15 protein-coding genes and 2 pseudogenes are annotated in these 21,705 nt (G+C 59.6%); 4 read left to right on the forward strand and 13 right to left on the reverse strand.

Annotated elements, in window-relative coordinates:
- Positions 1–388 precede the first annotated feature (388 nt).
- The 5 genes from GGR30_RS15410 to GGR30_RS15430 form a co-directional block, all read right to left on the reverse strand.
- The gene (locus GGR30_RS15410) at positions 389–1,156 is read right to left on the reverse strand and encodes an SDR family NAD(P)-dependent oxidoreductase (protein WP_183487853.1); all 768 of its coding nucleotides are present in this window, start codon (positions 1,154–1,156) and stop codon (positions 389–391) included.
- Positions 1,157–1,158: 2 nt separating this feature from the next.
- The gene (locus GGR30_RS15415; RefSeq protein ID WP_183487855.1) at positions 1,159–1,998 is read right to left on the reverse strand and encodes an ATP-binding cassette domain-containing protein; all 840 of its coding nucleotides are present in this window, start codon (positions 1,996–1,998) and stop codon (positions 1,159–1,161) included.
- On the reverse strand, positions 1,995–3,020 hold the full coding sequence (locus tag GGR30_RS15420) for an ABC transporter permease subunit (RefSeq protein WP_210288066.1): 1,026 nt from the start codon (positions 3,018–3,020) through the stop codon (positions 1,995–1,997). The genes GGR30_RS15415 and GGR30_RS15420 overlap by 4 nt, the downstream gene beginning before the upstream one ends.
- Positions 3,021–4,028: a substrate-binding domain-containing protein gene (locus GGR30_RS15425; RefSeq protein WP_183487857.1), complete on the reverse strand. Its 1,008-nt coding sequence runs from the start codon at positions 4,026–4,028 to the stop codon at positions 3,021–3,023.
- A 65-nt stretch (positions 4,029–4,093) separates the two neighbouring features.
- Entirely contained in the window at positions 4,094–5,845 is a 1,752-nt protein-coding gene (locus GGR30_RS15430) for an FGGY-family carbohydrate kinase (RefSeq protein ID WP_246413921.1), read from the reverse strand.
- Positions 5,846–6,012: 167 nt separating this feature from the next.
- On the opposite strand from GGR30_RS15430, the gene GGR30_RS15435 reads away from it, so the two are divergent.
- The gene (locus GGR30_RS15435) at positions 6,013–7,266 is read left to right on the forward strand and encodes an ROK family protein (RefSeq protein WP_343066510.1); all 1,254 of its coding nucleotides are present in this window, start codon (positions 6,013–6,015) and stop codon (positions 7,264–7,266) included.
- Between the two features lie 325 nt (positions 7,267–7,591).
- On the opposite strand, the gene GGR30_RS15440 is transcribed toward GGR30_RS15435, so the two are convergent.
- On the reverse strand, positions 7,592–8,233 hold the full coding sequence (locus GGR30_RS15440; protein WP_183487859.1) for a trimeric intracellular cation channel family protein: 642 nt from the start codon (positions 8,231–8,233) through the stop codon (positions 7,592–7,594).
- A gap of 177 nt (positions 8,234–8,410) precedes the next feature.
- On the opposite strand from GGR30_RS15440, the gene GGR30_RS15445 reads away from it, so the two are divergent.
- On the forward strand, positions 8,411–8,869 hold the full coding sequence (locus tag GGR30_RS15445) for a pyridoxamine 5'-phosphate oxidase family protein (RefSeq protein WP_183487861.1): 459 nt from the start codon (positions 8,411–8,413) through the stop codon (positions 8,867–8,869).
- A gap of 347 nt (positions 8,870–9,216) precedes the next feature.
- Here GGR30_RS15445 and GGR30_RS23420 read toward each other — a convergent pair whose 3' ends face one another.
- Entirely contained in the window at positions 9,217–12,945 is a 3,729-nt protein-coding gene (locus GGR30_RS23420) for an autotransporter domain-containing protein (protein WP_246413927.1), read from the reverse strand.
- Between the two features lie 192 nt (positions 12,946–13,137).
- On the opposite strand from GGR30_RS23420, the gene GGR30_RS15455 reads away from it, so the two are divergent.
- The gene (locus tag GGR30_RS15455; RefSeq protein WP_183487863.1) at positions 13,138–13,914 is read left to right on the forward strand and encodes a DeoR/GlpR family DNA-binding transcription regulator; all 777 of its coding nucleotides are present in this window, start codon (positions 13,138–13,140) and stop codon (positions 13,912–13,914) included.
- Between the two features lie 44 nt (positions 13,915–13,958).
- Here GGR30_RS15455 and GGR30_RS15460 read toward each other — a convergent pair whose 3' ends face one another.
- The 4 genes from GGR30_RS15460 to GGR30_RS15475 form a co-directional block, all read right to left on the reverse strand.
- Positions 13,959–14,687 (reverse strand): HAD family hydrolase, encoded by a 729-nt coding sequence (locus tag GGR30_RS15460; protein ID WP_183487865.1) that lies wholly within the window; start codon positions 14,685–14,687, stop codon positions 13,959–13,961.
- A gap of 14 nt (positions 14,688–14,701) precedes the next feature.
- Positions 14,702–16,384: an ABC transporter permease subunit gene (locus GGR30_RS15465; RefSeq protein ID WP_183487867.1), complete on the reverse strand. Its 1,683-nt coding sequence runs from the start codon at positions 16,382–16,384 to the stop codon at positions 14,702–14,704.
- Positions 16,381–17,430, reverse strand: coding sequence for an ABC transporter ATP-binding protein (locus GGR30_RS15470; protein ID WP_183487870.1), 1,050 nt, complete (start codon positions 17,428–17,430; stop codon positions 16,381–16,383). The genes GGR30_RS15465 and GGR30_RS15470 overlap by 4 nt, the downstream gene beginning before the upstream one ends.
- Before the next feature lie 136 nt (positions 17,431–17,566).
- Positions 17,567–18,574 carry an ABC transporter substrate-binding protein gene (locus GGR30_RS15475; protein ID WP_183487872.1) on the reverse strand — a complete coding sequence of 336 codons (1,008 nt, stop codon included), beginning with the start codon at positions 18,572–18,574 and terminating at the stop codon, positions 17,567–17,569.
- Between the two features lie 254 nt (positions 18,575–18,828).
- On the opposite strand from GGR30_RS15475, the pseudogene GGR30_RS15480 reads away from it, so the two are divergent.
- Positions 18,829–18,948, forward strand: a pseudogene (locus GGR30_RS15480) (transposase); the annotation flags it as partial.
- 348 nt (positions 18,949–19,296) lie between these two features.
- Here GGR30_RS15480 and GGR30_RS15485 read toward each other — a convergent pair.
- A pseudogene (locus GGR30_RS15485) lies at positions 19,297–20,426 on the reverse strand (IS3 family transposase).
- A gap of 121 nt (positions 20,427–20,547) precedes the next feature.
- Positions 20,548–21,693, reverse strand: coding sequence for an ABC transporter ATP-binding protein (locus GGR30_RS15490; protein ID WP_183487875.1), 1,146 nt, complete (start codon positions 21,691–21,693; stop codon positions 20,548–20,550).
- Positions 21,694–21,705: the final 12 nt, after the last annotated feature.

Here is a 21,705-nt window from a genome sequence, read left to right on the forward strand (position 1 = left end):
AGCCGAAGCCATCGGCGCTCTGGACAACGAGACGGCTCGGGGACTGACAGAAGGCGATACGTCGAAGGAACCGATGCCGACGCTGGCGGGGCATAAGCCAATCCCGGCCGCTGGAAGCGTCCGAGCGAAAAGCTTGCCAATGAAGACCCTGAAATCATTGGAGCGGGTAACGGGAATCGAACCCGTGCGTTCAGCTTGGGAAGCTATCGAATTCAAGAGCAAAAACAATGCTTCGTTTCAAGCGCAACGTCGCCCGCCCCGTTCCCTTTCGCTCGTATTCACAATGCCCTGCACGGCAATAATCGAGCTTGAACATCTGCATTTTGCATATGTCGTCATGAGAAGCGCTGTCTGTTCGCAGAAAGCTGCGAACAGACAGACGGTTCGATCACCAGAGCGTGTAGCCGCCATCAACGATATAGATCGACCCGGTCGTGAAACTCGACGCATCGCTTGCCAGCAGCAGCGCGGTCGGGGCCACCTCGTCGGGTGAGCCGTAGCGCTGCATTGGAACCTCGTCCTTCCAGTAGTGACGATATTCCTCGTACTCGGTGCTCGCGATCTCAGTCTTGATGTAGCCGGGCGCGATCGCATTGACGCGCACCCCCTTGGTCGCCCACTCGGCCGCAAGCGATCGTGTCAGATGGTGCACGGCCGCTTTCGAGATACCGTAAGGGGAATGCCACTGCGGACGATTGACGATCATCCCGGACATCGAGCCGATATTGACGATCGAGCCTCGCCCGCGCTCGGTCATGTGCCGGCCGACGATCTGGCTGGTCTTCCAGACACCCTTCAGATTGATATCGAAGAGACGCTCCCACTCCTCGTCCGGAAGGGTCAGCGCGTCTGCGTGAAAGCCAATGCCGGCATTGTTGATCAGCGCGTCGACCTGCCCGAACCGCTTGAGCACCGTATCGAGCATCGCCTCGATCTGATCCCGCTTCGAGACATCCGCCTCGACGGCAATGACATCGACGCCGAGCGCGCCGAGCTCCTTGACCGCCTCCTTGCTTTTGTCCGCGTCGCGGGCGGCAATCACGATCGCCGAGCCGGCTTCCGCCAGTCCCTGGGCGATGCCACGACCAATGCCGCGATTGCCTCCCGTCACGATCGAAACCTTGTTCTTCATGGAAAACTTGTCCATTACGGACATGGCTATCCTCCCTTGCTATTGAGTTCTGTAATTCGGTTCCCAAGAACTGCCGAAGGCACGGAAGAAGGCTCGGCAGCACCTGTCATCACCGCAACCACGTCGTTCATGGTCACGTCCTTCGCGTTAACGACGGTGGCGCGTCGCCCCAGCCGGTGGATGTGAATACGGTCGGCGATGGTAAAGACATCCGGCATGGAGTGACTGATGATCACCACGGACAAGCCCTGGTCGCGCACCCGGCGGATCAGCTCCAGAACTTGATTTGTCTCGCGGACGCCAAGAGCGGCCGTCGGCTCATCGAGGATGACGACCTTCCGGCCCCACGCCGCCGCCCGGGCCACGGATACAGCCTGCCTCTGACCGCCGGACAAGGTATCAACCTTCTGCCGGATCGACTGGATACGAATGCCGAGTTCGCGCATATGGTCCAGAGCCTGTTCGCGCATCCGCTTCTTGTCCAACTGACGGAAGACGGTTCCGAGAACGCCGTGCTTGCGCAATTCACGTCCCAGGAAGAGATTCTGCGTAACGTCGAGTTCGGGCGCGACCGCCAGTTCCTGGTAGACGGTCTCGATCCCCGATAGCCTTGCATCAAGCGGCGATTTGAAATTGACGCGGCGGCCATCGAGAAAGATCTCACCGGCATCAGGTATCACGGCACCGGTAAGCGAACGGATCATGACTGACTTGCCTGCACCGTTGTCGCCCACAACAGCGAGAATTTCGTTTTCGGCCAGTTCGAAATCCACACCGTCCATTGCGACGACATGGCCGTAGCTTTTCTTCAGGCCGGTAGCCTCGAGCACCAGTTTCCTGCTTGTCGCGCTTTGATCGCTTGTCATTTGCGCTTCCTCTTGCTCATGTACTGGTCTGCAGCGACGGCGAGGATGACCAGTACGCCGGTGGCGATCTGCTGATACAGGGAATCGATCCCGGCCTGGGTCAGGCCGTTCTTCAGAACGATGACAATCAGAGCGCCTATGAAAGTGCCAAGGACACCGCCACGGCCACCGAACAGGCTCGATCCGCCAATGACGACGGCAGTGATCGAGTCCAGATTGGCGAGCTGATAAGCACTCGGATCGGCAATGGGTGTACGCCCCAGCGACTGCCATGCAGCGAAGAAATAGAACAGGCCCGCAAGACTGTAGACGCTGAAAATCACCCGGTTGACCTTGATCCCGTTCAACCGCGCGGCATTGGGATCGTTGCCCACGGCATAGACGCGCACGCCCCAGGCCGTCTGGGTGAGCGCATAGCTGACGATACCGGTCAAAACGACCCATAGAACCATGCCATAGGTGATCGTTGCCGGATGGCTGATCAGGGGACTGCCGAGGACCGTCAGAAAATCCGACTGGATCGGAAAGCTTCGCGAGTTGGAATAGAGCCGCGCGCCAGCCTGAATGGCGGTGAACATGCCAAGTGTGACGATGAAGGGTGGCAGCCTCAAAAGGGTGACAAGACCGCCATTGAGCGCAGCCATTGCCAGCGCCACGACAAGCCCCATGGCAACGGCCATGGCAATATTGCCATCAAGCGCGATGCTGCCGATCACAACCGTCGCCAACACCATGATCGCGCCGCATGCAAGGTCGATCCCCGCCACGAGGATGATCAGGGTCTGCCCCAGCGCCAATGTACCGATCACCACAGTCTGCTGAAACAGCAAGGAGATGTTTCGCGGATTGAGAAATGTCGATGTCGTCAGCGAGAAGAAGATCGTGATCGCGATCAGGGCAATCAGAGGACCTGCCATGGGCTGGGAGAAAAAGGCAAAGAGAACAGCCTTCGGCGTCAGTTCCTGACGGGCACTCCTGGTGCCCGTCAGTCCTGCGTTCGGCTTGTGATCGCGCGTGCTCACTTATTCACCCCAGCAGTTTTCAAGTCCCCAGTCCGAGGACTTGGATTCGATACCTTCGACAGGCTTGTCGGTGATCAGGACGGTACCGGAATTGTTGACCCCGCTCGGCATTTCGCCCTCGGTAACAGCCTTGTGCACGGCGTCGACGGCCATCTGCCCCATATTGGTCGGGAACTGCATGACCGTTGCGCCGATCTCACCGGCGGCCACCGAACGAACACCCGAGCAGCTTCCGTCGATTGAAGTGACGATGACATCGGCGCCGAAACGATCGATGGCCATGTGCGCGCCCTGCGCGGCCGGCTCGTTGATCGTGTAGATGACATTGATGTCCGGATGCGCGGTCAGCAGGTTCTCCATTTCCGACTGCCCGGTTTCCACGTTCGCCTTGGTCAGCGCCGTACCGACGATTTCGGGCGAGTCATCGGTGATGCCGAATCCTTCCAGAAAGCCATTATGACGTGCGCCGGCAGTCTTGTCCGACAGGTCATAGTCAAGCATTGCGACTTGCGGCTCGGCGCCATCAAGCATGGCATGCGCCCACTTTCCAATCAGCACACCGGCCTGAAAGTTGTCGGTTTCGTAGGATGCATTCGCTGCTTCCGGCGGCTCGAGCGAGGTGTTGGTGGTTACAACCACAATCCCCTCTTCCCGGGCGCGTTCGACGATGGGGACGAGGGCATAAGCATTGCCCGGATCGAGCACGATGCCTTTGACGCCACGGTTGATCATGTTCTCGATGGCATTGACCTGAGTAGCGGAATCGCCCGCAATGAGGGATTCTGCCGTCATCGTTTCGAGGCCAAGCTCCTTTGCCCGATCCACAGCCGACTGCTGCAGCATGGCGAAAAACGGATTGGCAAGCTGCTGTTCGACGATACCGATCAGATATCCGCCATTTTCCTCGGCCGAAGCCTGTCCGGCGGTAAGCACCGGAAGAGCGCTGGCGGCCAGAACGGCGGCGAGCGCCACACGTCCGGTGATCTTTTCTTGTCTGCATTTACCCATGTCAAAACCTCCCTTTTGTTGACTGGATATGTCGCCCGCTGCCGGGCGAATTCCTTCGCCGAGGCCTACCTTCCCGGTTCGGCGCTACGGACAGGTGAATCAGTTTGTGATGCAATCCTGGCCGGCAATTCACCGGCAAGGCGGCGCAGCGTGTGCATGGCCGCCTTGATCTCGCGGTCTTGCGCAAGTCTTCGATATTCGGAATAAAGGCTGTCATAGACCTGCCTTTCTGGCGCAGGGCTCGGCCGATAGACGGCGCTGCCGGACGCGCCGAAGCGACGAAAGCCCAACCTGAAATCCTCAACGATGCCGGCGGCCACAGCGCCGTGAATAGCAGCGCCCACACAGGTCGCATTTTCAATTTCGGGCACCTCGACGGGGCGGCCGAGGACATCTGCGAGTGTCGCAACCACGAATGGATTGCGACGGGAAAGCCCGCTGGTAACAATGATCCGATCGACAGGCAGCCCGCCCTGTTCGAACATGTCGACGACAGCGCGCGTGCCGAAACAGAGACTTTCCACCAGGGACCTGTAGATTGCGGGACCGTCGGTCGACAAGGTCATACCCAGCAGCATGCCGGAAAGGCTCGAATCCGAATAGGGAACTCGGTTTCCGCTCCACCAGTCCAGCGCGAGCAGAGGATGTTCACCCGGCGACAGGGCTCTTGCAGCGGCGTTGTAACGATCGAAACTCTCGTCCATCGTGTCGCCAAGCGGAAAGGTTTTGACGAACCACGCCAGCACATCGCCATATGCCGCCTGCCCCGCCTCATAGCACCATAGATCGGGAAGCGCGGCATCGATCGCCATTCCCTCCACTCCGGGGGGGAGCGGCTTCCGACGATCCGTAAGGTAGAGATAGGCAGCCGACGTGCCGATAGCGCAGGTCAGCGTGTTCGGAGCTCCATCTGTCACGGCCGGCAGAACCGCATGGGAATCGATAGCGGCGACTGCGACCGCCGGCAGGCCTCTTATGCCGGTCCTCGCGCACCAATCAGCGGTCATGTTTCCCGCCGAAGCCCCGACGACTGACGGATCGGCAAGCCGTGCCGCGATATCTGACGTCAGCGAAGACGGGTACCCGGCAGTCCAATCGAACTGTGCCTTGTATGTGGCGAAATCACCGCTGCGCCTTTCATTGCCGGTGAGCATTCGGACAAGCCAGTCGCCTGCCTCGATGAAACGATCGGTCTGCGCCCAGATATCAGGAGCTTCCGCCGAAATTTCTCTCGCCTTGGCCAGAAGCCATTCGCCCGAAACGCGTCCGCCGAAAGCGCTCTGCACGACCGCGTCATCAAGCAGGAAATTCGATGCATAGGGCTGCGCGGCACCATGCTTCCACAGTTTGACAAAGGCATGCGGGTTCTGCGGGAACAGCCTGCTCAGCGGTGTTCCATCCTGCAGACAGGGCAAGGGTGAGCTGGCAGTGAAATCCACGCCGATGCCGGCGATCTCCCGCCCCTCCCCGAGTTCTTTCAGCAAGGCCTCCGCGACCACAAGATAATCATCGGCATCCTGCAGAGCGTAGAACTGGGGAAGGACATGCCCGCAAGGCAATGCGCCTGTGATCACCCCGTGCGGGTAAGGACGCGTGGAAGACGCTTCCTGCCTGCCCGTGGCGACCGAGATCCTGATCCCGCGCGCGGTCTCCGTCCCGAAGTCCAAACCGATGATGAATTTGTCTGCCATGCACTGTCTCGACCGGAGAACAAACGGAATCCGTTTGCTCCTCCAACCGGTCGACCTCCATTCCCACGCCTTCCGGCACCTCGTCTTATCGAAATTTATGCTCGTATTCATCCCATAGTCAAGCATCTATTGTATAATTTTTTACATTAATATATAGCCTTTTGAAAATTCATGAGGGCGGTACACTCGGGAAATTTGTGTTATGTGGTTTCGAGAGGTGGGCTCACGCTGTCAGCGTGCAGGCTTTGGTATAAATACAGACATATGGCCGACAGCGCTGCAGGAGTGAAATTGTGAGCATCACCGAAAAACCCGTCTTCGATGATCCGGCCTCATTCGCCGCATCGGCTGAGCCGCTTTCGATCATTGCGCAAGAGGATATATCCCGGGCTGCTCTTGCGCGTGCAACCGGACTGTCTCGCATGACGCTCGGCCAGAGACTTGCCCCCCTGATCGAGAATGATCTGGTCGTGGAGCTGCGCGAGACCGTTCCCAGCGGTGGCCGGCCGACGAAAATGCTCGGAATCAACCCGGATTTCGGGCTTCTTCTTGCCGCCGACATCGGCGAGACAATTATACGTCTTGCTGTTCTCAACGTGCAGGGCAACATCCTTCACCGGACGACACTTGACTATCGCCCCGAGGATGGAGCCGAGCTTGCGCTCAGAAGCATCGCTGACGGCATCGACACGATGCTGTCGGGCCTTGCGCCCAAGCCTTTCCTGATCGGCCTTGCCGTCAGCCTGCCCGCGCCGATCGACGTCAAGGTTGGGCTGGTGGTCGGCCCCTCGATCCTGAGAGGATGGGACAATTTCCAGATCATTCCCTGGCTGGAGAAACGGCTGGGCATCCCCGTATTTGTCGAAAACGACGTCAATCTGATGACACTCTACGAGTCTCGGCGCGCGCCGGAGGCCGGTGACGATTTCTTCTTCATCAAGATGGGCACGGGCATCGGCTCCGGTCTGATTGCGGATGGGCACCTCTACCATGGCGCCAACGGCGCTTCCGGCGATATTGGTCACATCCAGCTCAACCGGGAAAAGGCCCCGCTTTGCCGTTGCGGCAAGGTTGGCTGTCTTGAGGCCCATGCCGCCGGATGGGCGATTGCACGCGAATTGCGCGCAACCGGTTTCGAGGCAGAGGATGCGCACGATGTCGTCCGCCTGATCGATCAACATGTTCCGGAAGCAATCGGCCTTCTGCGGGAAGCCGGACGCGCACTCGGCGAGGTGGTTGCCGATGTCGTGAGCATTCTCAACCCCAGAACGATCAGGATCGGCGGCACGCTGGCCGCAGCGCAGGAATACCTGCTAGCAGGCGTGCGCGAGCGGGTTTATCAACGCTGTCTGCCGCTGGCGACCAACAACCTGATCATAGAAGCCGCGTCCCCGAGTGAAATCGGGTGCCTGACGGGCGCTGCCATTCTGCTGAAGCAGAAAGTGTTCACAAGAGATGGCTCCGCACTCCTGCTGAAGCGGTATCAGGAATGGCGCCTGGGAGATTTCGACAACAAACAGCCCCCTGGAACCCTGCAAGCCGAATGACCGCGACAGGGCGGGGTACTATGCAGTGTAAAAAATGTAGGGCCCTGCGGTACATCAAGGAAGGCGTGGGATACGCCGATCTCGCGGAAGTCCTCGACTAGGCTCGCAATCTATTGGTTTGAGACGTTTGACGTGTTTGGTCACGCGCAAACCAACCATAATCAACCTTCACTGGCCGACATGAAGGCAGACGGCGCGGCTCGTGCCATCCTTCTCAATGGTCACGGCAAGATCCGTACGGATGGCAGCGAATGGCGTTGCGCGGCTTGATCATCTGTAGGCGTTGCCGGCCTTCGATCTCGGATCGTCTTGCGCTGTTTCGACGTCAGTGCAGATCGTGTTTGTAGACGAATTTCGGCATGCTCCAGCCAAACCGGAGCGCCAGCAGACGCATGCAGAGACCGGCACTCAATGCAAGCAGCAGGACGAGGTTGTGATCGAGCCCAAGCCGTCCGCCGCCCGCAAAGATCGCAACCGTGATGACCGAGACCGTCGCATAGAGTTCCGCGCGAAACAGGAGTGGAACGTCGTTGCACAGAATGTCCCGCAGCACGCCGCCGACGCAGCCGGTGATCATGCCGGCGGCGATCACGACGAGAAAGGGCTGATCCAGGCCGATCGCGATATTGCTACCGATAATGCTGAAAACAACCAGTCCGACCGCGTCCAGAAAGAGAAAGACGCGCTGCAGCTTGTACATATGACGCGCGATGATGATGGTCAGGATGGCCGCGCCGCCGGTCACCAGAAGAAGCTCCGGTGAGCCAACCCATGAAAGCGGATGATGATCTAGAAGCAGGTCCCGGACGGAGCCTCCCCCAAGCCCGGTGATACAGGCGAGCAGGATCACGCCGACCCAATCCATGCTGCGCCGTCCCGCCGCAAGTGCCGCCGTCATGGCTTCTGCGGCAAGAGCGACAAGGTAGATGATGTGCAGAAGATAAAGCGTCGTTGGATCGGTAATCATCGCATGCTCCCGAATTTCGTGCGGCGGAACTGCTCATTTACACCCAGGTCGCAAAGTTGGAGAAGCTACAATGTGATCCGCTCGGCACGGTTCGAGAGGAACGCGCGGCTCTGTCACCGAAATCACCAGGCAACCTTTTCAGGCGAAAAACGTTTCATCACCGAGAAGGAGAAAGCGATGTCAAAATCCGAGTTCTGGAAAGAGATGGAGGATGTTCGCGCCGCGATGCTGGGTATCGGATCGGCCCGCCATGTGCCCATGTCGCCCTACCCCAACGACAAGGAAGGGGTGATCTGGTTTATCTCCGCCAAGGGCACCGAACTGGTGAAGGCGATCGAGGCGGGCGAGAGCGAGAGTTCGCTAATCGTCACTGGCAATGGCGAGATGCATGCTCGCGTGGAAGGTCGCTCCGAGGTGGTCCAGGACCGGAAAAAGCTCGAGGCGCTCTGGAACCCGGTTGCCTCCAGCTGGTTCGACGGCATCGACGATCCCGACATCCGGTTGATCCGGTTTCTGCCAGACCTCGCCGAGGTCTGGGCCACCAAGGACTCGATCGGCTTTGCGATCCAGATCGCGAAGGCCAAGGTGACAGACGAGAAACCCGATATGGGCGATCACTTCGAGGTCCGCTTCTAGCGGGTTCCGGGGCCTTTGAAGGCCATCTTTGCAGTGTTTCAGCGGCGGCGACCGGTTTGCCAGACGCCGCCGGAGAAGTCACCGCAAGAGACCGACCCGTTCCGCGTGATACAGGCGGTCAGGCTGAAGGCAGATCAACCGCATCAAAACGCTGAAGCGAGCCATGTACGGCCGCGCCGGCCCAGACCTGATGTGAGCGAGAGCGCTGCCACTGAATCACTAACTTGGAGGAAAAGCTGCTTCAAGCATGAATTGACAAGGTGACCGTTGTCACTTCGGACAGGTTATAGCGGTGATCAGCTTCACCGGACGGGAGCGATCCCGCCCGGCATTTGGTCGTTTCAGGCTCAGAACCTCACCTGAAACCGTGCGTTGACGCCGTTATAGGTGACGTCGTCGCCGAACTGGCCCTGGTAGGAAACGCCGATCGTGGTGTTGGCCGACAGGTCGAAGTCGAGGCCGGCCTCGACCACGGCGGCATCCTCGGCAACGGCGACGCCGGTGATGGCGAACGGCGTCGAGCCCGCAAAGGCCTGCGTGACGGACGGCGTGATATCGCCGAAGGCGTGACGCCAGCCGATCATCCCGCTTGCCTTCGCCCGCGTCTGACCGATCATGAAGTCGGAGGAGACGCGCACGCCCACGGTGGTGAAGGTCGTGTCGGAGCTGCCGCTTGCGCCGCTCAATGCCGCCGCGCCGCCGCTCTCGCCATAGCCATCCGTATCCAGATTGACATAGGCGAGGTTGGCGAACGGCTCCAGCTGAACGTCGGAGAGATCGAACTGATAGCCGAGTTCTCCGAACGCCTGGAAAGTGCCGGCGTCATAGCTGCTGTCGAGCGCATTCGTAAGGCCCGGGATGTACACCGAACGGCTGGTGTCGATCTGGTGCCACGTATAGGCGAGACCCGAGCGGAAGCCGAGGCCGCCCCATTGCGACCCGGCGTAAAGGCCGAGCGAGTAGTTGTCGCTGGAACCCGAGGACGCGCGGTCGTCGCTGTCGAAGCTCGAATGGCTGTAGCCGGCGAGCGCGCCGACGCGCCAGGTTTCGGCAGCCGGGATGTCGACGCCGACAAGCAGGCCGCCCGTCGCGCTGTCGAGGCCGGCGGCATTGGCGTTGCCGTCGAACTTGTTCCACGATCCGAAGGCGCTGCCCCAGGCGGCGATGCCGTCCGCTTGGTCGGGCGCTGCAAGGTTCGCCCCGTCCGGCCCGTAGGCCAGAACCGGCGCCGAGGATGCGCCGACCGTGCCGAAGGCTGCCCGCAGGCGATCGGCTTCCGCGCCGCGGACGATGCCGCTTTCCTCGATCAGCGCCGATTTCACCGACGCATGGATCTCGCCGGAAAGCTGGTCGAAACCGTTGCGGATGAAATCGGGATCATCCGGCAGCATGACGATCGCGTCATAGAGCGCGTTTCCTGCGGTAAAGCCGATCGACTCGACGCTTGCCGCCACGGCCGCCTGGTTGGCGGTTGCCGCCAGCGAGGCGAAATCGCGGTCGTTGCGCTGCAGCTTCAGGCCGATTTCGCTTGCGCCATACATGAAGTCGGGCGTCAGGAACGCGAAGTCGGAGGTGACGCTTGCGAACTCGCCCTCGATCGCACCGGCCGAGAGGATGGTGTAGGTCGAGCGCGGATCGTAGACGCCGTCAAAGCCGATATGGGCGAGCGTTCCGTCCAGCGAGGCCTTGCCGGTCACGGTCACAGCGTCGCTGCGGCCGCTTTCCGGGTCGACTTCGACGGCGAAGATCGAGCCGCTGGAGAAGGCAAGATCGCCGTCGATCGTGAGCGTGCCGATGGAATTGCCCGGCGAAAGCGTGCCGCCCGCGGCAATCGAGACCAGCGATCCCACGCCGGAGCCGATCGTGCCGGAGCCGCCGAGAACAGCGCCGTCATTGACGGTCATGCTGCCGCCGAGCTTGCCGACGCCGTTTTCGTCGCCCACCAGCAGCTTGCCCTGGTTGACCAGCGTGGTGCCGGCAAAGCCGGAGCTGTCGGCCGTCAGGAGCAGGGTGCCCACGCCGCGCTTTTCAAACGTGCCGTCGCCGGAGAACGTCTTCAGAGCAGTTACGGGCACCGTCGGATGCGAGACATCGATCCAGCCGCGGCCGTCAAAACGGATGGCCTTGTCGAGCGATGTGATCGGGCCGGTCCACTGAGCCCAGTCATCGTCCGGTCCGGCGGTGCGGATGCCGCCATTGTCGAGCGTGATCAGGCCGTCGGTCGAGCCGAGCGCGGCGCTCTCGTCGATCGCCACGGTCTTGCCGGCGGTGACGACGATATCGCGGAAGCGCTCGTGATCGTCCACGCACATCGCGCGGGCGCCCTGAAGCGACAGGTGCTGTGCGTCCGCGCAGTCGAGCGCCAGCTTGAGGGGCGCGAAAGGGTCGTTTTCGAAGTCGAGCCCGGTCTTCGCGGAAAGCGCGGCGCGCACGGCGGGATCGTTAAGGCCGAGCGTTGCGACAAGCTCGTCCCAGGCCGGGTTTTCCGGCTTGGTTTCGAAGGCAAGGTCCTCATCGACATACTTCATGAGGATATCGCCCCATTGCTCCCAGCTCATGTCGCTGATGCTGCCGATGCCCGGGAATTCGTCGCGATGCGCCTGGAAGTAGTCATCGAGGACGTTGCGGAAGAACTCGGGATTGGAGGTGTCCGTCAGCTTGTCGAGATAGGCCTGGTAGACCGCCTGCTGCGCCTCTGGCACATAAAGGGCGAGCTCGTTCTGGAAGGCTTCGGGGTCGTGACGGTCATAGACCGCATTTGCCAGCAGGAAGCCGAGACGTTCCTCGGTGACTTCCGGTGCCTGCGCATAGATCGGACGACCATCCTTATCGGAAAGCTGGCCGAGATAGACATCGGTGCGGTGGTTGTTGCGCGACAGCCGGAATTCATTGGCGCGCTCCGCGGAATCACGCGTGTTGGCGCCGAAGGTCAGGCGGACCTTGCCGCTGCCGTCGCCGATTTCCTCGACATTCGGGCCCTTCCAGCGGATTTCGTGAGCGAGCGGCTCATGGTCGGAGAGCGCAACGCCCGCCTCCGTCGTGCTGATGTCCTGGTCGAGAACGCCGCCGACATAGCGATCGTCTTCGGCATCCGTCAGTTCCCACCACTTGGCGTAGGGCCGGGAGGCGATGAAGTGGTCGATCTGGGTGCGACCCCAGGACGGCCATTTGAAGGCTTCGTCGTCTTCCTCGACGCTCGGCCAGGTCGTGCTGCCATCCGCCAGCTTGTGCGGCGCGAAGCGCTCGCGATCTTCCGGGTTCTGCAGGATCTGGTACTGCTTCTTCAAGAGGTTCATCGTGTAGGGCGTGTTGCCCGCCACCGGATAGGTTTCGTCGGTGAACAGGCCTTCCGGCGCGGTATTGGTCTCGCGATTGATATAGGCTTCGGCGGCGGCGTATTTTTCCGAACCGATGGCGTGATTGCGCGCGACATATTGCAAGGCCCATGCCTTGTGGTCCGCATTGCCGGTCTCTCGCGCGCGATTCATCATAAATTCCTGCTGAACCACTTCCAGCAGTCCGCGCTCAGAGATGTCGCCTGCGTTGAAGTCCCCCGTCATGATAATGGGGCTGGCTTTGCTCGCCGCCCAGTCGTTCAGCTCATGGGCTTCGCGGTTACGATGGAGGAAGGCATTATCGCGGTAGTCGAGATGCTCGGTGGCGATGATCGTCTGCGGGCGGCCGTTCTCGCCGCCGACGACCACGTGAACCGGCTCATCTGTATTGCTGTATTCGATGATGTCCTTGTCGCGCCAGGCCATGCCGGTATCGCCCTTGGAATGGAGCGAATAATCGCCGGCGCCGAGGTCGGACATCTTGTCCTGGATGTCGACGCCGTAGCTGTTGCGGTACTCCTGGATGGTGATGAAATCGTAATTGCCCGACGACAACAGGTCGGCCGCTTCGGGAACGAGCGTCGATGCGCCCCAGGTGTTCAGGGAGATGATGCGCAGCGCATTGTCTTCGGCCTTTGCCGGGGCGGCGGTGACGGCCAGCAGCGAAACGCCGCTCAGCAGGCCGAGCATCTTGCCTGAAATCTGCGCGCGGCTTCCCAGCCGCTGAATTATACCATTCATCGGTAATTCCTTTCGTAATCGGAATGCTATGAAATTTTGATTTACGTCGTCAGGCTAACATGTTTCCAAAGCGACACATAACCCCATTATATGTCATATTTACAACATTTTTATAGATTTCTTGCGTAGCCGCGCCCGCTGTTTCAAAAAGGGGACACGGAATCGAAATTGGTGCTGGAAGGTGGTGGGGACGTGGAAAAAACCGGCGAGGAAAGAAAGAAGGAAAGCCGTCAGTCGTCGATACTGCGCCTGATGGAAAAGAACTTCTATATCTCCGTGGAGGAGATCTCGGAGTTTTTCACGGTCACCACGCAGACGGCCCGGCGCGATATTCTGGCGCTTGAAAAAGCCGGTCGCGTGCGCCGGCTGCACGGGGGCGCGGTTCTTGTCGGCCCTCTGGAGGAAACCGTCTACCGGCGTCGTCGCGTCGACAATTCCGCGCAAAAGCAGCGCATCGGCGAACTGGTCGCCGAACTTATTCCCGATGGCGCGTCGATCTTCATCGATTCCGGAACCACCTGCGAGGCGATCGCCCGCGCGCTGTCGCGCCGCAATCATCTGAGGGTTCTGACCTACAGCCTGCGGGTGGCAACGATCCTGAACGAGAACACCAATTTCACGCTGGCCGTTCCCGGCGGCTTCGTCCGCCCGATCCATGGCGGCATCTTTCAGGAAGAAACCCCCGAATTTATCCGCAACTTCAAGTTTGACAGCGCGATTATTTCGGTGAGCGGCATCGATAATGACGGCGACCTTTGCGATGACGATCATGCCGAAAGCGTGGTAGCGACGGCGGCGATGGCGCAATCGGGCCGCACGGTTCTGGCGGTCGACAGCAGCAAGTTCGGCAAGCGCGCCATGGTGCGGCTCGGCACGATTTCCAATATAAACACCCTTGTCACTGACCAGATGCCGGAAGGCGAAATCCGCCGTCTTCTCGATGAAAACGGCGTCGAGATCGTTTGTTGACGCGCATGCGAAGCGCGTCTTCATCCGGCTTCGTCCTGTCCGTTTCATGGCTTGGAAACCGGGGCACCTTCGAATACGTCGGTGGCGAGCATCTGGATTCCGGGAAGGCAGATATCGCAAAGCGGCTGTAATACCTCACGTGTTCCCGTTCCCGTCAAAACGCCGACCTTGAGGCCCGCGCCCCCCGAGATCGCCATGTTCATGTCATGCGGATTATCGCCAACGACGGCGGCTTGCGATGGCGCGACGCCCATCGCCTCGCAGAACGCCAGCAACATACCCGGTTCCGGCTTGACGCCGTAGCCGCTGTCATAACCGGCAATGAAATCGATCCACGGCGTCAGCGACAGGCGTTTCACCAGCCCCTCAATTGCCGACTGGCTGTCGCTGCTGGCGATCCCCAGCCGGAAACCGCGTTCATGCAGATCCCGGAAAAGCCTGACCAGATTGGTCACCGGCACGGCATCGGAAACGGCAGCGGTAAACAGCCTATCGAGCGCTTCGGTCAGCTCGTTGACGCTGAAACGCGCGCCAGCATCGATCCAGGCTCTTGCGATTTCATCTGTGTTTCCCGCCGCCAACAGGCTGTTGGACGCGGTCTGCCCACTTTCAGGGTCCATGCCGCCGACGCGCAGAAAATGCGCTGCGAGCGCCGGATCACCGCCTGCGGCAAGATCGGCTGCCGCACGGTTGAGCGGCGTCCAGGTGCGCTGGTAATCGAGAAGGGTGCCATCCTTGTCGAAAAGGATGGCCTTGATGGGAGATGAAGGCATGGCGTTTTCCGCTCTTATCGAATGAGATTTACGTTTCTGACACCGGCCAGCCACATCAGCGCGCGCACGACGATCAGGCAGGCCACCACGATGCCCATGATGCACACCGAGAAGGCTGCGGCCTGATTGATCGCGCCGCGGTCCGACAATTGCAGGACCGATACGGAGGCAAGCTGCGTCGAAGGCGTGACAAGAAAGATCACCGCCGAAAGCGAGACCATGGAGCGCATGAAATAGAACACGCCCACGCCCAGAAGGGTCGGCCAGATGAGCGGCAGAGTGACCTTGCGCAAGGTTGTCATCGAGGTGCCGCCGAGCGTCGTCGAGGCCTCGTCGAATGTCGCGCCGATCTGCTTCAGGCTGGTCGATGAAATCAGGAAAGCATGGGCGTGGTTATAATAGACCTCGAGAACGACGATCAGCGCAAAGGTGCCGTAGAGGAAATTGAGCGGATTGGAGGGGGCATTGAAGACCAGAATATAGCCAAGCCCGATGACGATGCCGGGCACCGCCGCCGGCAGGATCGCCAGGAAGGACAGCGGTCCCGTGAGCGCGGTCTTGAACTTGTGCACGACAATCGCGCCGAGACCGGTGACGATGATGCCGACAATGGCAGTTGCAAATGCGACAAAAACACTGTTCCAGAGCGGTTCTGTCCCGTTTTGAACATCGAAGCGGTAATGGCGCAGCGTGAAGCTCATATTATAGGGCCACAGATGCACGAAACTGGCGAAGACGACGATGGCGACGACGGACAGTACCAGGCCCGCGACCAGATAGGCATAGAGGGAGAAAAACAGGTCGCGTCGCGCCGAAGGTCTCGGCGTCAGGGGACGCGACTGCTCGGTGACAAGCGCGTGCTGGCGCGCCGTCAGCCGTTTTTCGATCAGCTTGGCAAGCATCGCCGGCACCAGAAGTGCGACGCCGATGACCGCGCCGAGACCGAACTGGGCCTGACCGATAACCTGATTGTAGACTTCCGTCGCCAGTACGTTGAAATCACCACCGATTACCATCGGATTACCGAAATCGGTGATCGCCAGCATGAAAACGATGAACAGCGTGGCTGCCAGCCCGTAGCGGGTTGCGGGCAGCGTGACGTCGCGGAAAATACGCAATGGACCGGCGCCAAGCGCTTCAGCGCTTTCGTAGATCCGAGCATCCGCCACCGCCAATGCCGCCGACAGGATCAGGAAGGCATAGGGAAACGCATAAAGCGCATTGGCGATCGCCACGCCCCAGAAGCCGTAGATATCCAGATCGAAACCGAGGTAGCGGTTGAGAATGCCATTGCGCCCCAGAAGCAGGATGAGGCCCTGCGCCTGCACCAGCGACGGCGCGAACAGCGGCACCAGCACCACAATCCGCAGCAGCCATTTGCCGGGGATGATCGCGCGCTGAAGCGCATAGGCGTAGCCATAGGCCACCATCACCACGATTGCCGTTGAGGTCAGCGACACCAGAATACTGTCGCCGACAAGCTCCCAGAAACGCATGGTGGAGAAAGTGGCGATGAAATTGCCGAGGCCGAGACCTTCGGGGGTCTCCAGACTGCGCATCAGGATGCCGAGAAGCGGCAGCAGCAGGAAGATGATCAGGAGGGCTGCGACGAACAGCGTCATCGCCCAGATGCTGGCGCGATCGGCAATATCCGTGCCGCGCGCGGGACGGCTTGTGGGCTGTGCGGGGTAGCTCATGCGAGCACCCTCAAGGCTTCGGCCGGGATGACAAGGCCGAGACGCTCTCCCGGTTTCGGCACTGCGCTGGCTCCATGCAATTCAACCGTGATGGGCGTATCCGGCTGCGCATCGCTCACGGCTTCGATACGGGTGATATTGCCGAGATAGGTGATGCCGCTGACGGTTGCCGGCAACGTGTTCTCACCGCCGGCTTCGGCATCGCTCAGGGAAATCATTTCCGGCCGCACGCCAAGTGCCCTGGCATCATTTGCGGCGTTTTCAATATTCGCGACCTTGAGTGCAACGCCGCCGAAACTCGGATTCCCGCGATCGCTTTCATCCAGCCTCAAAATATTCATGCGACCGATGAAATCGGCAACGAAGGCGGTTTTCGGATCGGCATAAAGCGCGCGCGGGGAACCGATCTGTTCAATCGCACCCTTGTTCATGACGACGATGACATCCGCCATTGCCAGCGCTTCCTCCTGATCGTGGGTCACCATGATCGTAGTCAAATTGAGCCGCTGCTGCAGGCTGCGGATTTCCACGCGCAGATCCTCGCGGACCTTGGCATCAAGCGCGGAAAGCGGTTCGTCGAGCAGAAGCAGCGAAGGATCGGGGGCAAGCGCGCGCGCCAGCGCGATGCGCTGCTGTTGCCCGCCCGACATCTGCGCCGGCAGCTTGGTACGGTGATCGGCAAGATGGACCAGATCGAGCATTTCATCGACGCGGGCGCCGATCTTCGCCTTGTCCCAGCGTCGGCATTCAAGCCCGTAGCCGACATTGCGCGCGGCACTCATGTTGGGAAACAGGGAGTAGGACTGGAACACGACGCCAAAATTGCGCGCGCGCGTGGGCACCGCCGTCAGGTCCTCGCCACCGAGCTGAATGGTGCCTTCATTGGCATCCTCCAGCCCGGCGATAACGCGCAGCAGCGTGGTCTTTCCGCAACCCGACGGGCCGAGAAAACAGACAAAACTTCCATGCGCGACATCGAGCGTGACGTTGTCGAGGGCTGTCAGCCTGTCGAAGCGCTTGACAAGATTGCGGATCGAAAGGTCCATCGCGCGACTTCTCCTGATGTTTTTTTCAGTTGAGTACGCCCGGGAAAACGGGGGACGGAATCTATCCAGGCGCATTGAAAATCTGAAAGCGCCGGCGGGCATCAACGCCCGCCGGCTGACTTGTCGGCTGCCTATTCTAGCGCTCGTAGCGCTCCTGCCAGGCATTGATGATCTCGGTGCGGTCTTCAGCCGCGGCGCGGAAGTCGACCGGGAACAGAGCAGCCGGGACATCCTCAGGCAGGCCCGCGGAGATGAAACGCTCCGGCACATCGCCGCCCGGAACCGTCACGATCGTCTTCCAGTCGTAATAGGCGGTGGCAGCCTCGGGGCTGAGCGTCCAGTCGAGGAAGCGTTTTGCCGCATCCTTGTGCTCGGAGGAAGCGACCAGCGCATTGCCTTCCAGCTCGTTGCCGGCGCCTTCAGACGGCACGACCATGGTGATCGGATAACCTTCCTCGATGTTCTTGATGGCGCGCATCGCGTAGGACGCGCCGACGGTGTATTCGCCCATCGAGGCGACATTGCACGGACGGGAGCCGGACTTGATGTACTGCGCGACATTCTTGTCGAGTTCGTCCAGGAAGCTCCAGCCCTCGTCTTCGCCCATCATCTGGAGAAGCGCATCGATCTGGATATAGCCGGTGCCCGAGCTTGCCGGGTTTGGCATGACGACTTCATCGGCAAATGCGGGATCGGTCAGGTCTGCCCACGAAGTCGGCATCTCCAGCCCCTCGGCCTCGAGGCGCTCGTTGTTGACGCAGAACGCGGCCATGTAGCCGGTGACGGCAAACCACTTGTTGTCGGGATCGCGGAACTGTTCGGGAACGGTATCGAGGCCCTTCGGCTCATAGGCCTCCAGCGTTTCCTCGATCTGCGGAGTGACCATGGAGGTGATTGCAAAACCCCAAAGCACGTCATGCTGGGGATTGGCCTTTTCAGCGATGATGCGGGCGGCAAGATCGCCGGTGGAAAGCCGCAGCAGGTTTACATCGATATCGGGGAGAGCCTCCTTGGCTTTTTCAAGAAAGGCCGCCGCTTCGTCTTCTTCGTAGGAGGTGTAGACCGTGATTGTCTCGGCATAGGCCGCACTCGAAATCAACGCTCCGGTCAGTGCACCCAGTGTCCAGAAGGCAAAATTCTTCATCCGTATTCTCCTTTGTGTTTGAAGCAGCTTAAATGTAATTTAAACAACATTTATCACCACAAAATGAATGTTTAGTGACAATGTCATTGTTTTTTGTCAGATACAAGGCCTAAAAATCATGCTCTTTTGATCGAGGAAGATGGGCTTCATGAGCGTTGGTTCGCCAGTGCGCGATCGAACAGGTCGCCCCGTGAATAGCCCCCCTCCCCGAATTGCAGACACCTTCCTGACAGAAATGAGGTATGAAGGCGATCATGAGAAAATCGAATTTCAGTGACGCTTTCAAACGCGATGCCGTGCGTCAGATCACGGAACGAGGCTATCCTGTATCGGAAGTCTCTCTGCGGCTCGGCGTAAGCCAGCATTCGCTCTATGCATGAAAGAAGAAGTTTGACGGCTCGAGGCCACAAGCCAGCGCCGTACCCCAGGAGATCAAGCGGCTTGAGAAGCGTTGGTTCGCGTCACCGAGGAGCGCGGCACCCCGACATGCGGCGAGGCTTCTGACTACGACGCGGCACCTGACATGCTGGCGATGCCGGCCTGAAAGCCACGACTGTCTCTTGCTGATAAAGGCTGTGACAGAGACTTCGTTCGCGAGGAACGTCTGATCCACGGTACCAGGACGGTCATCCCGTCGAAGGCAAAGCGAAAAAATCCACCACCAGGGTGACCATTTTTGGCAGCACAGGATGAATAGCCCGCCGTTTCGCAGACACCCTCGTTTAGATTTTGTGCTGTCGTTCAAAGTCGACGGGCGACAGCATGCCATTGCGGGCATGTTTGCGTTTAGGGTTGTAGAACATCTCGATGTAATCGAACACATCCCTTCTGGCGTCTTCGCGTGAGCGATAGACCCTTCGCCGTATCCGTTCTCGCTTGAGAAGATTGAAGAAGCTCTCGACGACCGCGTTGTCGTGGCAGTTTCCCCGGCGGCTCATTGAATGAACCAGATTGTGCTGCTTTAGAAAGGCAGCCCAATCCATGCAGGGCAAACTGCGATCCCTGATCCGAATGGACCAGCACTGGCTGTTTTGGCTTGCGTCGCCATGAAGCGGAAAGCAGCGCCTGCAGAACAACATCTGTCGCCTGACGGCTTTGAAGTGCCCAGCCGATGACGCGGCGGGAATATAGGTCGATGACGACCGCCAGATAGGCGAAGCCTTCCAAGGTCCGGATTTAGGTGATATCAGTCACCCAGGCCTTATCAGGCAGTTCCACGTCAAACTGTCTGTCGAGCGTGTTGTCGACGGCAACAGAAGGTTTGCCACCGTAGCTTCCGGGTCGTCGCTTATAACCGATCCGGGCCTTGATGCCGGCAAGACGGGTCAGGCGCGCAACCCGGTTCGGGCAGCACGTCTCCCCCTGATCCAGCAGGTCATCATGCAGTTTGCGGTAGCCGTAAACCTTGCCACTGTCTTCCCACGAAGACCTCAACAGCTCTGTCTGTCGCCTGTCCTCGATGGCCCGCTTGCTCAGCGGCGCTTTGAGCCAGGCGTAAAACCCGCTTGGGTGAACCCGGAGAAGCCGGCACATCGTCCGCACCGAAAACTGCAGCCGATGCAGGGCGATAAATGCTTGACTATCACTTTGTATCCTTGGCGAAGTACGCGCCCGCTTTTTTTAGGATATCGCGCTCCTCTGTGACGCGAACCAACTCTTTCTTAAGCCGCCTGATCTCCTCGGATTCGGCGCTGGCCTGTGGCGTCGAGCCGGCAAACCTCTTCTTCCACGCATAGAGCGAATGCTGGCTTACGCCGAGCCGCTGAGAGACTTCTGATACCGGATAGCCTCGTTCCGTGATCTGACGAACGGCATCGCGTTTAAAATCGTCACTGAAATTCGATTCGCTCATGATCGCCTTCTTACCTCATTTTTAGGCAGGAAGGTGTCTACAATTCGTGGGCTATTCAACTTTATGGGCCTTGGCCGCGACTGACCTAAGGCTCACAATCCAGAGCATGTGCGCACTGGGTTCAGCTAGCAGGGACCACGGTCGCAACCGAGTTGCAACCACCGGCCGGCGGATCTGTGTCCCGCTGAAGCATGACCGCTCTGCCCTTGTCATCAAAGAGATGCAAGCGGTCTCGATCGAAGCTGAAAAGCTCATCCTTACCGCGCTGAATCCGCATGTCGCCATCGCCTTCCACAATTAGCTGGCGTCCGTCATATTCACCATAGACATAGGTGGTACCGCCGAGTTCCTCCACGACATCACAATGCAGCATGACCTCGAAGTCACCACCCTTTCCAACGATGAAATGTTCGGGGCGAATGCCGAGCTCCAGCATATCGCCGTGCGAAGGCAGTTGACCGGGTGCGGAGAGCGAGATGTCCCGACCATCCGGCAGAGTAATTGTGAAGCTGTCGCCGGCAACCGATTTCACGCGCACGGGCAGGAAATTCATCTTTGGAGAGCCGATGAAACCGGCAACAAAACGGTTCTCCGGCCGGTGATAAAGCGTAAGCGGGGTGCCTACCTGCTCGACCGCGCCATCACGCAGCACAACGATCGTGTCGGCCATGGTCATGGCTTCGACCTGATCGTGGGTGACATAGATCATCGTGTTGCCGAGCCGTTCATGCAGCCTGGTGATCTCGATGCGCATCTGTACCCGCAACTCGGCATCGAGATTGGAAAGCGGTTCGTCAAACAGGAACACCTTGGGCTGGCGCACAATGGTGCGACCGATGGCAACACGCTGGCGCTGGCCGCCGGAAAGCTGGCGCGGTTTGCGGTCCAGCAGCTCGCCGAGCTTGAGGATTTCAGCCGCTTCGCTGACGCGCGCCGCAATCACCTCCTTCGGTTCGCCGGCAACCTCCAGGCCGAAACTCATGTTTTCCCGCACCGTCATATGCGGATAAAGCGCGTAGGACTGGAACACCATGCCAATTCCACGCGCACTCGCTTTCGCTTCTGTCACGCATTTGCCGCCAATGTAGACATCACCTTCGGTGACCTCTTCCAGCCCGGCAATCATTCGCAAGAGCGTCGATTTCCCGCAGCCGGAGGGGCCGACAAAAACGACGAAGGAACCGCTTTCAATATCGAGATCAACACCGTGGATGGTCTCCAGTTCCCCGAAGCGCTTGACCACGCGATCGAGTTTCACATCGGCCATGATTTTCCTCCC

The organism is Martelella radicis (genome assembly GCF_014196625.1).
In the GTDB taxonomy this organism is placed as follows: domain Bacteria; phylum Pseudomonadota; class Alphaproteobacteria; order Rhizobiales; family Rhizobiaceae; genus Martelella; species Martelella radicis.

What these genes read in the sequence shown, in the direction of transcription:
- GGR30_RS15415 (WP_183487855.1), bottom strand. Translation starts at nt 1,998, where the DNA reads ATGACAAGCGATCAAAGCGCGACAAGCAGGAAACTGGTGCTCGAGGCT.
- GGR30_RS15425 (WP_183487857.1), bottom strand. Translation starts at nt 4,028, where the DNA reads ATGGGTAAATGCAGACAAGAAAAGATCACCGGACGTGTGGCGCTCGCC.
- GGR30_RS23420 (WP_246413927.1), bottom strand. Translation starts at nt 12,945, where the DNA reads ATGAATGGTATAATTCAGCGGCTGGGAAGCCGCGCGCAGATTTCAGGC.
- GGR30_RS15410 (WP_183487853.1), bottom strand. Translation starts at nt 1,156, where the DNA reads ATGTCCGTAATGGACAAGTTTTCCATGAAGAACAAGGTTTCGATCGTG.
- GGR30_RS15470 (WP_183487870.1), bottom strand. Translation starts at nt 17,430, where the DNA reads ATGGACCTTTCGATCCGCAATCTTGTCAAGCGCTTCGACAGGCTGACA.
- GGR30_RS15490 (WP_183487875.1), bottom strand. Translation starts at nt 21,693, where the DNA reads ATGGCCGATGTGAAACTCGATCGCGTGGTCAAGCGCTTCGGGGAACTG.
- GGR30_RS15445 (WP_183487861.1), top strand. Translation starts at nt 8,411, where the DNA reads ATGTCAAAATCCGAGTTCTGGAAAGAGATGGAGGATGTTCGCGCCGCG.
- GGR30_RS15460 (WP_183487865.1), bottom strand. Translation starts at nt 14,687, where the DNA reads ATGCCTTCATCTCCCATCAAGGCCATCCTTTTCGACAAGGATGGCACC.
- GGR30_RS15440 (WP_183487859.1), bottom strand. Translation starts at nt 8,233, where the DNA reads ATGATTACCGATCCAACGACGCTTTATCTTCTGCACATCATCTACCTT.
- GGR30_RS15430 (WP_246413921.1), bottom strand. Translation starts at nt 5,845, where the DNA reads ATGCTTGACTATGGGATGAATACGAGCATAAATTTCGATAAGACGAGG.
- GGR30_RS15475 (WP_183487872.1), bottom strand. Translation starts at nt 18,574, where the DNA reads ATGAAGAATTTTGCCTTCTGGACACTGGGTGCACTGACCGGAGCGTTG.
- GGR30_RS15465 (WP_183487867.1), bottom strand. Translation starts at nt 16,384, where the DNA reads ATGAGCTACCCCGCACAGCCCACAAGCCGTCCCGCGCGCGGCACGGAT.